Origin of the sequence: Streptomyces sp. HSW2009 (genome assembly GCF_040240285.1) — a bacterium.
Taxonomy (GTDB): domain Bacteria; phylum Actinomycetota; class Actinomycetes; order Streptomycetales; family Streptomycetaceae; genus Streptomyces.
The window spans coordinates 1-13,431 of sequence record NZ_JBEHZD010000179.1 but is presented as its reverse complement, the minus strand read 5'-3'; the positions used below and the strand labels follow the sequence as shown (position 1 = coordinate 13,431).

6 protein-coding genes are annotated in these 13,431 nt (G+C 73.2%); 4 read left to right on the top strand and 2 right to left on the bottom strand.

The window, feature by feature from the left end; genetic code table 11:
- Positions 1-173 precede the first annotated feature (173 nt).
- Together AAHZ94_RS15710 and AAHZ94_RS15705 are read right to left on the bottom strand one after the other, a co-directional pair.
- Positions 174-1,451 (bottom strand): beta-ketoacyl synthase N-terminal-like domain-containing protein, encoded by a 1,278-nt coding sequence (locus AAHZ94_RS15710; protein ID WP_349993500.1) that lies wholly within the window; start codon positions 1,449-1,451, stop codon positions 174-176.
- Positions 1,448-2,410, bottom strand: a complete 963-nt coding sequence (locus AAHZ94_RS15705; protein ID WP_349993499.1) for an acyltransferase domain-containing protein — start codon at positions 2,408-2,410, stop codon at positions 1,448-1,450. The genes AAHZ94_RS15710 and AAHZ94_RS15705 overlap by 4 nt, the downstream gene beginning before the upstream one ends.
- A 920-nt stretch (positions 2,411-3,330) precedes the next feature.
- Between AAHZ94_RS15705 and fabD the strand changes: the two genes are divergently transcribed.
- From fabD to AAHZ94_RS15685, 4 genes are all read left to right on the top strand, one after another.
- A complete protein-coding gene (gene fabD / locus AAHZ94_RS15700) occupies positions 3,331-5,748 on the top strand; it encodes an ACP S-malonyltransferase (protein WP_349993498.1) in 2,418 nt (805 codons plus the stop codon).
- Positions 5,749-6,567: an enoyl-CoA hydratase/isomerase gene (locus tag AAHZ94_RS15695; RefSeq protein ID WP_349993497.1), complete on the top strand. Its 819-nt coding sequence runs from the start codon at positions 5,749-5,751 to the stop codon at positions 6,565-6,567.
- Between the two features lie 253 nt (positions 6,568-6,820).
- Positions 6,821-10,933 carry a beta-ketoacyl synthase N-terminal-like domain-containing protein gene (locus AAHZ94_RS15690; RefSeq protein ID WP_349993496.1) on the top strand — a complete coding sequence of 1,371 codons (4,113 nt, stop codon included), beginning with the start codon at positions 6,821-6,823 and terminating at the stop codon, positions 10,931-10,933.
- Positions 10,927-13,431, top strand: a 2,505-nt coding sequence (locus tag AAHZ94_RS15685) for a beta-ketoacyl reductase (RefSeq protein WP_349993495.1), incomplete at its 3' end; no start/stop codon positions are given. The genes AAHZ94_RS15690 and AAHZ94_RS15685, both read left to right, overlap by 7 nt.

Genomic DNA, 13,431 nt, shown 5'->3' with positions numbered 1-13,431 from the left:
GGGGGGGGGGCGCCCGCCCCCCGCCGGCGCGCGGGGGGGGGGGGGGGGGGGGGGGGGCCGGGGGGCCCCCCCCCCCGGGGGGGGGGGGGGCCCCCCCCCCGGCGCCCCCCCCCCCCCCCCACCAACCCGGGCGAGACGGCCATCGCGCCCCGCGCCCGCTGCGGGTCGCAGGGTTAGGCCCGGCCGAAGACCACCGAGGTGTTGATGCCGCCGAAGCCGAACGCATTGCTGAGCGCGTACCGGGGCTCGGCCGGTACCTCGTGTTCGGGGGCCAGCCGCAGGGGTGCCGCGGCGGGGATGGGGGCCTTGAGGTTGGCGTTCGGGTGGATGAAGCCGAGCCGCAACTGCTGTACGCAGGCCACCGCCTCGATGGCCGCCGCGGCGCCCAGGCAGTGGCCGGTCAGCGACTTGGTGGCATTGACCCAGGGCTCACCCGCCCGGTCGCCGAACACCTCCCGAAGCGCCTCGGCCTCGGCCACATCACCCTGCGGCGTCGAGGTGGCGTGCGCGTTCACGTACTCCACATCGGCGGGGGCGAGACCGGCGTCGGCCAGCGCGGCGCGCATCACCCGGACCTCCCCCGCGAGGGAGGGTGCCGAGGTGCGGCTTCCGTGCAACAGCACGGCTCCGCCCAGGAGTTGGGCCAGTGGCTGTGCGCCGCGGGCGGCTGCGTGCGCGGTTGACTCAAGGAGCAGGGCCGCCGCGCCCTCGCCGTAGATGAAGCCGTCGTGCCCGGTGTCGAAGGGGCGGCTGCGTTCGGACGCCGGGTCCTGCTGCTCCTTGGCCCCGAGCGCGCCGAGGTTGAAGAATGCCATCCGTTCGACCGCGGACAGCTCCGTCATCGGGGCGATGACCAGGCACGCGTCCACGTACCCGGCCCTGACCATGCGCAGGGCCGTGACCAGCCCGACGTTGCCGGCGGCCGACGCGCCGCCGGTGGACAGCCCCTCGCCCAGTACGCCGAACAGTTCGCTCGCGGTGCCGAGCAGATCGGTGTCCCACAGGTCCACGGCGTAGCTCGGCCGTACGAACGAGGGGGCGCGCTCGAACTTGCGGCCCATCTCCTGGTACAGCTCGTGCGCCTGGTTGCCGCCGGCGATCACCAGACCGGTGCGGGCGCCGTCGACGTCGGCCGGTAGCTCTGCCTGCGACCACGCCTGGACCGCGGCGAGGAGCGCGTACTGCTTGGTGCGGGTGGCGCGTCGCAGCAGCGGGCGTAGCCGATCGCGCAACTCCGGTACGACCGTGGAAAGTTGAGCTTCGAACACGTCGGTGGGGGAGTGGCGTGGGCGGCCCGCGACGCCCAGGGTGGCCGGCAGCCCGTCCGCCGGCGGCTCGAAGGTGACCCGACTCTCGCCCGTACGCAGGGCGGCGGTGAACTCGTCGAGGCCGCCGCCGAGCGCGCACTGCACTCCGAGCCCGGTGATGACGACACCGCTGCCCGGGCTCATGACAGCAGGTCCGCCCGGACGGTGGCGAGCCGGGCCGGCTCGGTGCCGAAGGGGGTGATGACCGGGTAGGTGCGCAGCGCCGGGTGGCTGTTCTTCATGATGGCCGCCAGTGTGGAGGACGGCGTCAGGTCGATGAAGTTGGCCTCGGTCGCCCCGGGCACGGCGGACAGCGCCTCGGTGAAGGCGATCGGCTTGCGCAGCGTGTGCCAGCAGTCCTCCGCTTGCCACCCCTTGACCGCGTCGGCCGTGGTGGAGGAGATCAGCAGCGGGCGGGCGGTGTCGACGGTGGGAGTCGCGTCGAAGACCAGGGAGGCCGCCGCCTCGACGATGCGCTCGCGCAGCCCGTCCAGGGCGGAGGAGTGGAAGGCGTACCGCACCGGCAGCGTCACGGTGATCAGGCCGCGGTCCTTGAGGAGGTCGGTGGCGATGCGCAGCCCGTGCGCCTCGCCGCTCAGCACGAAGTGGTTGGCGTGGTTGATCGACGCCATCTCGGTGTGCTGGTGCAGTGCGGGCAGCTCCTCGTACAGCCGCGGGTCGCCGAGCACGGCCACCATGCCGCCCGGCTTCATGGAGTCCTTCAGCAGGTGCGCCATCTCGACCACGAAGCCGAGCGCGGTTTCCGCCGGTACGTATCCGGCGATCGCCATGGCGCTGAACTCGCCGAGGCTGGAGCCCACCAGAACATCCGGAGTGATGCCCTCCGAGCGGAGTAGCTCGCTCAGCGAATATTCGATCATGAAGATCGCGGCGTTGGACCTGGCCAGATCGTCGCACGGGTCGGAGAGGGTGCGGGCCGGGTCATAGAGATAGTCGGTGACGGAGTGTCCGAATCGGCTGGAACACACCGCATCCAACTCGTCCATGCTGCGTCGGAACTCGGCGCTCTCCTGATACAGGGCGGATGCCATACCGAAGTACTGCGAACCCTGGCCGCCGAGCAGGTAGACCGTGTTGCCCACGTATTATCCCCCGATTACTTTTCTTTTTCATTTCACAAAATGTCGTGCGGGTGAACGGGTGGGTTCAGTTCCCGCGCGAATGGCCGAACGGACACTATATGAGGGCGAGTTTACGGGTCAACGCTCCCGGTCATTTCTCGACTATTCTGGACATTTACGGCGGTGGTTGGATCGGTGACTCATGCCGCCGCTGAAGTGGAACCTGCGATTCCCCCCTTTTTGGCGGCGCCTGGCTGGATGTAAGGTCAAGGCGTTCTCATTGAACCTGAAAGCGTGACAGCTCGATGTCAATCCAGTAACCGGCCGTCATCGAGTTGCGTTGGGTGGGTTTGGTGGGGTGAAATGACGCGCGGCTGTTTCGGGGGCGTGTCGGGGTGTTGGGGATGATGGCTGCTGCTGCGTGCATCAAGTGGGCGGGTTCGCCTGCAAGATGACGCGGTCGCCCGCATCGCTCGTACTTGCCTGACTACCACTCCCGTGGCGCCCGTGTGTGAAATTCTGAAAGTTCATCGGGGGAAGCGATCATGGGTCTGACCGGTATGCGCCGGCGCGGCGCCGTTCCGTTGCATCTCAAGGGGTGGACATCTGTGCCCCGTCGGGTGGGGGGTGCCCGCGGGCCGCGCACCAACCGCCACTGCGCCCGTCCATCCCTTGGTCACCAGGGACATCTGCTGTCCGGCCACCGCCTCGTCGCGGTCGGCGACCGGGTGCTCACTCGCGCGCTCTGAACGGCCCCACCACGGGCCGGCATTGGTGTCCGCGGCTTCCTTAAGTCGCGAATGGCGGTGAGTTGTGAGCGACGCTGCCTTGCGGTGATTGGCAATGAGTTATGCGCTGCTAACGGGCGGTATTTGAACATCGCCCGAGCGGGGCGGGTATTTCGGCTTCCCATGGGCGTGTGAAAGGACGGAGAACCCATCATGGTGGCTTATCTCTTCCCGGGGCAGGGGTCCCAGAAAATCGGCATGGGCGCCGAACTCTTCGACGATTTCAAAGAGCTGACCGGCATCGCCGACGAGATCCTTGGCTATTCCATCCGCACGCTGTGTCTGGAAGACCCGGATGAGCGTTTGAACCTCACCCAGTTCACACAGCCCGCCCTCTACGTCGTCAATGCACTGAGCTACTACCGGTTGTTGGCTGAGGGTAAGCCGCGGCCCGACTACGTGGCCGGACACAGCCTGGGCGAGTACAACGCGCTCTTGGCCGCCGAGGCCTTCGACTTTGCCACCGGCTTGCAGTTGGTGAAGAAGCGGGGCGAGTTGATGGAACAGGCACGTGGTGGCGGCATGGCCGCCGTCGGCGGACTTGAGGAGAAGGAGGTGCGCGACCTCCTGACGGTCAACGGCTTCGAGTCGATCGCGGTGGCGAACCTCAACTCGCCGTCACAGATAGTCATATCCGGCCTGCGCGAGGACGTCGAACGAGCCAAGCCCGTCTTCGACGAGGCCAAGGCCAGGATGTACACCGTCCTCCAGGTCAGCGGCGCCTTCCACTCCCCGTACATGGCAGCCGCCCAGCAGGAGTTCGCCGCCTACGTCGGCGGCTTCGCGGTGCACGCCCCCAAGACCCCCGTCATCGCCAACGTCACCGCCCGCCCGTACCGCAGCGACCTGGTCGTCGACACGTTGGTCTCGCAGATCTCCTCCACCGTGCGCTGGAGCGAGAGCATCCGCTACCTGATGGGGCGTCAGGAGGAGGAGTTCCTCCAGCTCGGCCCGGGGCACGTACTCACCAGCCTGGTGCGGAACATCCGGCGCAACGCCGAACCGCTGATCGTCGCCGACAACGAGGAAGAGCCGTTGCCGCCGCGGGTGACCGCGCAGGCCACCGCCGCGATCCCGGGGTACGCCGCCGCCCCGGCCCCCGCCGCCCCGGCCACGCCGCAGCCCGCCGCCGCGCGCCCCACCCCGCCCGCCAGCCAGGCCCCGGCGCCCGCCGCCACCCGGGCCCCCGCGCCGGTGGCGCAGCCGGCCGCCGCCGGTCGGGCCGCGATCCTCGCCACCGACCTCGGCAGCGTCAGCTTCAAGCGCGACTACGGACTGCGCTACGCCTGCCTGACCGGTGGCATGTACCGCGGCATCGCCTCGCCGCAACTCGTCGTCGCCGTCGGCCGCGCCGGCATGCTCGGCTTCCTCGGCACCGCGGGCCAGCGCCCCGATCAGGTCGAGGCCGACATCCGCTACCTCAAGCAGCACTTGACCGGCGGCGAGGCGTACGGCCTCAACATCGTCCACGACCCCGGGCACCCGGAGCGCGAGGACGCCCTCGTCGACCTCTACCTGCGCCACGACATCCGCACCCTGGAGGCTTCCGCCTTCATCACCATGACCCCGGCATTGGTCAGGTACCGGCTCACCGGGCTCCGCCGCGACCCGGCAGGACACGTCGTACCGCGCGGTCGCATCATCGCCAAGGTCTCCCGCCCCGAGGTCGCCAAGGCGTTCCTGAGCCCGGCGCCGGCCCGTATCGTCGAGCAACTCCTCACCCAGGGACGCATCACGGCGGAGGAGGCGGCGCTCGCCCGGGAGCTGCCCGTCGCCGACGACCTCTGCCTGGAGGCCGACTCCGGCGGCCACACCGACCAGGGCGTGGCGCTCGCGCTGATGCCCGCCATGCGCCGGCTGCGCGACGACGTCGCCGCCCAACACGGCTACCGGCAGCGGGTACGGCTCGGTGCCGCCGGCGGCATCGGCACCCCGGACGCCGCGGCTGCCTGCTTCCTGATGGGCGCCGACTTCGTCACCACCGGCTCCATCAACCAGTGCACGGTGGAGGCCGGCACCAGCGAGCAGGTCAAGGACCTCCTCCAGGACATCAACATCCAGGACACCGGATACGCCCCCGCCGGCGACATGTTCGAGTACGGCGCCCGCATCCAGGTCCTCAAGCGCGGCGTGCTCTTCCCGGCCCGCGCCAACAAGCTCTACGAGCTGTACAAGCGGTACGACTCGCTCGACCAGATCGACCCCGGCACCGCCGAACAGCTCCAGACCCGGTACTTCAAGCGCAGCTTCGACGCCGTGTACGCCGAGGTCCGCGCGCACCACCCGCAGCGCGAGATCGACAAGGCCGAGCAGGACCCGAAGCACAAGATGGCCCTGGTCTTCAAGTGGTACTTCGCGCACGCCACCCGCCAGGCGCTCAGCGGCGCCGACGAGGGCCGGGTGGACTTCCAGGTGCAGTGCGGGCCCGCGCTCGGCGCGTTCAACCAGTGGGTCAAGGGCACCGACTGGGAGGACTGGCGCCGCCGGCACGTCGCCGACATCAACCTCCGGGTGCTGGACGAGGCCGCCGCCCTGATGGACCGAAGACTGTCCGCGGTGGGAACGGCCTGAATGAACCACGACACGATCCGGGTACGGCGCCAGGGCCAGGTGTGCCGGGTGCAGTTCGACCGGCCCGAGCGCGAGAACGCCATCACCGACGCGATGGTCCGCGAGCTCCACGAACTCCTCGACTCCTGCGAGCGGGACGGCGTCACCCTCGTCGTCTTCGAGGGCTCGCCCGAGGCGTTCTGCGTCGGGGCCGACTTCGGCGACTTCGCGCCCGAGCCGGGGCGGGAGCCCGCTGCGGGCACCGGTGAGTACGACCCGGCGCCCCTGTTCGACCTGTGGCTGCGGATGGCGACGGGCCCGTACATCACCCTCTCCCACGTACGGGGGAAGGCGAACGCCGGCGGGGTCGGCTTCGTGGCCGCCAGCGACGTCGTCATCGCCGACACCAGCGCCACCTTCGGCCTCTCCGAGCTGCTGTTCGGGCTCTACCCGGCGATGGTCATGCCGTTCCTGACCCGGCGCGTCGGCTTCCAGCGGGCCAACTACCTGACGCTGACGACCCGTCCGATCGGCGCCCAGCAGGCCGCCGACTGGGGGCTCGTCGACTGCTGCGCCGAGCGCAGCGGCCCGCTGCTCGCCCAGCACCTCGGGCGGATGAGCAAGCTCGCCGGCGACGGGATCGCCCGCTACAAGCGGTTCATGAGCACCGAGATCGCCCCGGTCGGACGGCACCGGGAGGCGGCCATCGCCGCGAACCTGGAGATCTTCTCCGACCCGCAGAACCTCCAGCGCATCACTCGCTTCGTCGAAGACGGCGTCTACCCCTGGGAACAGCGCAGCCCGCACGGCACCGCGCGTGCGGATGAGGGAGCAGCATGAGGATCACCTCCGCCAAGTCCGGCCCCGCGGCCGGTTCGCCGGCGCACCCCCACCGGCCCCGCGCACCGCGGCCACCGCGGGCCACCGGCCCCGGCCGGGGCGCGGCCACCGGCACCCAGGCAGGGCCTTTGACGGCCGGCCGACCCGTCGCCGAACGGCCCGCGGCCCGGCGGGCAGCGGCCGGAGAGGCAGCGGCCTGACCATGCGCCCCTCCCGAACCACGACGACCGGCGCCACGGGTAGCACGGACACCGTGAGCACCACGGACATCGCTGTCGCCGACAGCACCGCCGACGGGCCGAGACCGGCGTCCGGCGGCCCCGCCGTGGCCATCGCCGTCACCGGCATCGGCTGCCGGCTGCCCGACGCCCGCGACCACCGCGAGTACATCGCCAACCTGCTCGCAGGACACAGCTCGCCCAGTGAGATCTCGCCCGAGCGCTGGGACCCCGAGCGGTACTACTCGCCCGACGTCACCAAGCCGGGCAAGACCGCCAGCAAGTGGTGCGCCCAGGTGGCCCATCCGTACGACTTCGACCACGACTTCTTCAAGGTCTCCCCGCGCGAGGCCGCGGTGATGGACCCGCAGCAGCGGCTGCTCCTCGAAGAGACCTGGCACTGCGTGGAGGACGCGGGCACCTCGCTGGACGCGCTGCGCGCCGCACGCACCGCCGTCTACGTCGGCGCCATGGCCCGCGACCACCTCCAGGAAGCGGCCAAGGACAGCGGCTCCGTCCAGAGCCACTCCGCGCTCGGCGGCTACGACGGGCTGATGGCCAACCGGCTCTCGCACACCCTCGGGCTGCGTGGGCCCAGCGTCTCGGTGGACGCGGCCTGCGCCGCCTCGCTGGTCACCGTGCACCTGGCGATCAACGCCCTCCAGGGCGGCGAGGTCGACTTCGCACTGGCCGGCGGCGTGAGCCTGAACCTCCACCCGTGGAAGTACATCTCCTTCTCCAAGGCCCGGATGCTCAGTCCGCGCGGCCTGTGCCGCACCTTCGCGCAGGACGCCGACGGCTACGTGCCGGGCGACGGCGTGGGCATGGTGCTGCTGCGCCGCCTGGAGGACGCGGTACGCGACGGCGACCACGTCTACGGCGTACTGACCGGCTCCGCCGTCAACCACGGCGGCAGCCGGGCCACCATCACCGCCCCCACCGTCGAGTCGCAGCGCGAGGTCATCGCCACCGCCCTGGACCGTGCCGGCGTCGACCCGCGCACCATCACCTACGTCGAGGCGCACGGCACCGGCACCTCGCTCGGCGACCCCATCGAGGTGGAGGCGCTGCGCCAGGTGTACGGGGCCGCCTCCGCCGACCAGGGCTGGTGCCACCTCGGCTCGGTCAAGCCCAACATCGGCCACCTGGAGGCCGCGGCCGGCGTCGCCGGGCTCATCAAGGTGCTCATGATGATGGCCGAGCGCCGGGTGCCGCCCAGCATCCACATCGACGCGCTCAACCCGCTGATCAAGCTGGCCGACAGCCCCTTCGAGATCACCCGGGAACCGGCCGACTGGCAGCCGCACGAGCCGGGCACCGCGCTACGGGCCGGCGTCAGCTCGTTCGGCATGGGTGGCGTGAACTCGCACCTGATCGTGGAGGAGTACCGGGAGCCGAGTTCCGCGGCCGGCGCCCCGGCACCGGGGGACAAGCGGGCGGGCCAGCGCCGCGAACCCGCCGCCGCCCGCTACCCGTTCCTGCTCTCCGCCCGCTCCCAGGAGTCGCTCGACCTGCTGGTCGACCGCTGGCGCGCGCACGCGCCGGCCGCCGACGCACCGGCCGGGCACACCGTCGACGTCTGCCACACCCTGGCCGTCGGCCGCCAGCACGCACCGGTCCGCATCGGCGGCCTGGTCAGCGGAGCCGAGGAGATCGCGGCGCTGCTCGCCGCGCCCGGCACGGCCGCATCGGTCCCCACCGAGCGCAGGTGGCGGCTGGCCGTGGGCGAACTGCGCCCGCCGACCCGCCAGCGGCTGCGGGACCTGCTGGCCGCACCGCTCTACGCCGACCTGGCCGAGGAGTTCGGTGCCGAGTCCGACGCGGCGGCCCGCGCCCTGCGCACCCTGCGCCAGGGCGACCGCGGTCCGCAGTCCACGGCCGTCTTCGGGCTGCTCACGGCACGCGCCCTGCTGCGCATCGGACTCGCCCCCGACGAGGTGACGGCGTACGGGCCCGGCGTCTGGCCGGCGCTGGTGGCCATCGGCGCGCTCGACTGGTCGGCGGTGGCGGAACTCGCCCACAGCCAGAGTGCAGCCGCCGCGCCGCGCGCCCCGCGGCTGCCCTTCGTCGAGCCGCTGACCGGGCACCTCCACCCCACCCACCCGCTGGACGCGGCGTACCTCGCCGAACTCCTGGACGGCCTCGTACTCAGCGGCGAGGAGACCGCGGCGGTATGGGCCAAGGCCCGGCTGCTGGTCGACGGGCAGCACACCTTCCGCGGCCATCTGCGCGCCTGGAACCAGGAGTTGCAGTGGCGCGGGCGCACCGAGTGGCTGCTGCCGCTGGAGGGCGCCGACTGGAGCGGGCCGCCGGCCGTCGCCGACCAGCCGGCACAGGTGTTCCGGGTGCTCGCCACCCAGCACGCCTTCGACCTGGTGGACCGCAAGTGGAGCCTGCCGCGCGACCTGATGGTGCGCGAGCCGCGCGCCCGTGAGGTGCTGGAACTGCTTGCCGACGGCGTGCTCAGCCGCGAGCACCTGCCGGTGCTGCTGGCCGAAGGGGCGGAGGCCAGGTCCGCGGTTGCGGCCGAACTGGCCTCGCGTACCGGCAAGTTGACGGATGAAGGGGACTACCCCCTGCTGCGGGCCCGGGCCGGGATGGCAGCGGACGCCGAGCAACTGCGGGCCTGGGCCGCGACCAGCGCGCCGGCCGCCGCGGCGGCCGCCGCGCCGCCCACGGTCACGGTGTGGCTCGGCGAGCCCGCGCACAGTGGCCCCGACGACGTGGTGATCGGCGGTGACCAGGCGTTCGCCGACCTGCTGGCCGAGCCGCTGCTGAAGCTGTGGCTCGGCGGCGCCGAACTCGACTGGGCCCGCTTCTACGCCGGCGCCCCGCGCCGCTCGCTGCCGCTGCCCACCACCGAGTTCCTGCGCACCACCCACCGCCCGGCGCCGCCCGCGCCCGCCCCCGCGGCCCCCGCCCCCCCCCGCACCGGGGCCGGCGCCGGTGGGCCCGACACCACCGCTGCCGCTGCGCCCCGGACCCTCGCCGCCGCCCTGACCGGCGCGAGCGTCCCGGGCCCGGCTGCCTCGGCCGGTTCGACGGGCTCCGCAGACACCGCGTTCACCGCGGGCGCCGTGGACGCGCCGGCGGACGAGAGCGACGTACGGGCCTTCGTGGCCAGCCTGTTGACCGCCGGTGAGCACGCCAAGGCGCTGCTCGACCTGTGGGCCGAGCGGCTGCCGGACGGTGGCGCACGCGCCGACGCCCGTACGGCGGGGGAGCCCGACCACGGCGCCGACCTGCCCGCCGACCCGGCCGTACCGGGGGCGCCGGGCACCGTCCGTGCACTGCACCCGCTGGTCCAGGAGAACGTCTCCGACTTCCATGAGGAGCGCTTCACCACCCGCTGGACGGGGCGCGAGCCGTTCCTCGGTGACCACCTGGTGCACGGCGCGGCCACCCTGCCCGACGCGGCGTGGATCGAGGCGGCCCGGGCGGCCGTCGCCCTCGCCCACGGCCACGACACCGGCCACCTCGGCGTCCGGCTGACCGACCTGACCTGGCACGAGAGCTACCGGCACGGTCCGGGTACGGGCCAGGCGGTCGACATCGCCCTGGTGCAGGGTCCCGACGGGCTCGTCGACTTCGACTGCTACCAGCGCCCCGCTGGCCACGCCCAGACCACCGACGACGTGCGCGTCTTCTGCCAGGGCCGGGCCGTCATCGCAGCGCCGGCCGGCAGCGCGCCCAGCGCCCCGCTGCCCGACGCCGAGACCCGCCCGACGCCCGAGGCCACCGCCGAACTGCTGGCCACCCTCGGCCGGGCCGGGGTCGAACTCGGCGCCGGCTACCGGGCAGTGACCGCGATCCACCGCGGTGAGCGGCACCTGGTGGCCGCGCTGCGCCTGCCCGCGGCTGCCGACCCGGCGCCCACCGCCGCCGGCTACGGCGCCCACCCCGTGCTGCTGGCCGCGGCCCTCCAGGTGGCCGCCGGTTGGCCCGTAACCGGGCAGCACACACCGGTGGCGCTGGCCGCGATCGACGAGGTGACCTTCCACGCCCCGTGCCTGGAGGACGCCCACGCGATCGTCACCGCCGGCGCCGCCCCCCAGGCCCTTGACCTCGACCTGCGCGACAGGAACGGCCGCCTGCTGGTCCGCCTGTCCGGAATCCGTTTCGCCCACAGAGATGAGGGGCCATGCTGACCAACCCGGACGTGACCATGCCGGAGGACCTGCACCTGTTCACCGAGGACTGGCAGGAGGCGCCCGCGACCGCGGCGACCCCAGCTCCCCGGTACCGCACCGCCCTGGTCTTCCTGACCGACGAGCGGGCGCACCAGGCGGTCCGCGAGCGGCTACGGGCCGACCAGCCGGGTCTGACCGTGGTCTTCGCCGGTCGCGGCAGCGGTTTCCGCAAGCTGGCCGCCGACCGGTACGAGGTCGGCGGCGACCTCGACGACGCCCACCGCACCCTGCTGCGGGCCGTCGCCGACGAGCACGGGCCGCTGGAGGTGATCGCCCACCTGTGGGCCACCGAACCCGACGCGCGCGCCGACCTGCTGCACGACCCGGACCCGCTGCGCGCCCTGTTGCGGGCCGTCGCCCAGGAGACGGCCCGCGACGGGCACGCGCCCGCCCGGATCGTGCTCGGCGGCAGCTACGCGGACGGTGCGCAGCGGTGCGCGCTCGAATCCTGGCTCGGCTTCGAGCGGTCGACCGGCCTGGTCATCCCCGGTGCCAAGGTCACCGTGCTCGCCCTGGACGGCGCCACCGTCGCCAGCACCGAGCTGCCCGACCTGCTCGCCACCGAACTCACCGCGGCCGAGCCCACCGGCGCGCTGCACACCGCGGGCGCCCGGTACGTCCAGCGGATCACGCCGGTCGCGGCCCGGCAGGCGGCCGACCGCGAGGTGCTGCGCACCGGCGGCACGTACCTGATCACCGGCGGCGCCGGCGGCCTCGGCACGATCTTCGCCGGCTGGCTCGCCCGCACCTACCGGGCCAACCTGGTGCTGCTCGGGCGCCGCCCCGAACAGACCCCCGCGGTGCAGGAGAAGCTGGCCGCGCTCACCGCCGACGGCGCGGCGGGCGTGCGCTACTTCCAGGCCGACGTGGCCGACGAGGCCGCGCTGACCGCGGCCGTACGGGCCGCGGCCGGCCAGTTCGGGCGGATCGACGGGGTGCTGCACGCCGCAGGCGTCGAGCAGCAGGGCAGCATCGCCGCCCGGGACGCGGCCACCTTCGCCCGGGTCATCGAGCCCAAGGTGACCGGCACGCTGGCCCTTGACCGCGCGCTGACCGCGGCGCTGCCCGGCGCGGACCAGGGCCCCGACTTCGTGTGCTACTTCTCGTCGAGCGCCGCCGTGCTCGGTGACTTCGGCAGTTGTGACTACGCGGTGGGCAACCGCTTCCAACTCGCCCACGCCCGGCACCTGGCCCGCCAGCAGCCGGCCGGGCCGCGCCGGCTGGCCGTCTCGTGGCCGCTGTGGCGCAGCGACGGGATGAACCTGCCCGACGCCGACGCCGGCGACTTCTACCTGCGCTCCAGCGGCCAGCGCTATCTGGAGCCGGCCGAGGGCACCGCGCTGCTGCGGCACCTGCTCGGCCAGGACGGGGTGACCTATCTGGCGATGGTCGGGAAGGGCGAGCGCATCCGGGTTGCGCTGCGGATCGGTGCGACGGAGCCCGCGCCGGCGGCTGCTCCGGCGGCCTCGACTGCTGCGGAGGCCCCTGCTGTGCCCGTCGTGCCCGCGGCGCCCGCCGCTCCGGTCGACGGCCCCGACCTCGGCGACGAGCTGCGGCATGCGCTGAAGGAGGTGGTCAGCCAGATCACGCTGCTTCCGGTGGCCAAGCTGGTCGGCGACGAGAACTTCCGGGAATTCGGCTTCGACTCGATCACGCTGGTGGAGTTCGCGGGCGTGCTCTCCGAGCGGTTCGGCCTCGAACTCACCCCGGACGTCTTCTTCAGCTACTCCACCCTGAACACGCTGCACGAGTTCCTGCTGACCCGGCACGCGGACCTACTGGCCGACCACTTCGGGATCGCCCAGGCCCAGCCCCAGCCCCAGGCCCAGCCCCAGGCCCAGCCCCAGGCCCAGACTCAGGCCCCGGCGCAGCCCGCGTCCGCGGCCCCGGACACCCGGCCGACCTCGGCCCCGGCGACCGCCCCGGCGGCTCAGCCGACTCCCTCAGGCCAGTCGGCCCAGCAGCCCCACCCGGCCGAGCCGGCCGAGCCCACTCAGTCGGCCCAGCAGCCCCCGGCAGCCGTCGACCCGGTCCCCACCCGGCCCGCCGCCAGGCTCCGTACCCGCCGCGGCGCCGGCAGCCGATTCGCCGCGAACCCGGCGCCCGCCCAGGCCCAGCCGGCCGGCGCGGCCCCCGCCGCCCCGCAGCAGCCCGCCGACCAGCAGGCCGGCCCCGGAGCAGCACCGACCACGGTCCCGCAGCAGACCGGGCCGCAGCAGGCCGCGCCGGCGCAGCACCCCGACGCCCCCGCCGTGCAGAGCGTCGCCCCGTCCTCCGTGCCGGTCGCCGAGCAGTACGCGCTCATCGGGATGAGCGGACGCTTCCCCGGTGCCCGTACCGTCGAAGAGCTGTGGACGCGGGGGGGCGCGGGGCGCCGCGGGGGGGGCCCCCGCCCCCCCGCCCGGCGCGCGGGGGGGGGGGGGGGCGCCGGGCGGGCGGGGGGGGGGCGGGCCCGG

Coding starts and splice junctions, on each gene's coding strand:
- AAHZ94_RS15710 (WP_349993500.1), bottom strand. CDS start 1,451: ATGAGCCCGGGCAGCGGTGTCGTCATCACCGGGCTCGGAGTGCAGTGC.
- fabD (WP_349993498.1), top strand. CDS start 3,331: ATGGTGGCTTATCTCTTCCCGGGGCAGGGGTCCCAGAAAATCGGCATG.
- AAHZ94_RS15695 (WP_349993497.1), top strand. CDS start 5,749: ATGAACCACGACACGATCCGGGTACGGCGCCAGGGCCAGGTGTGCCGG.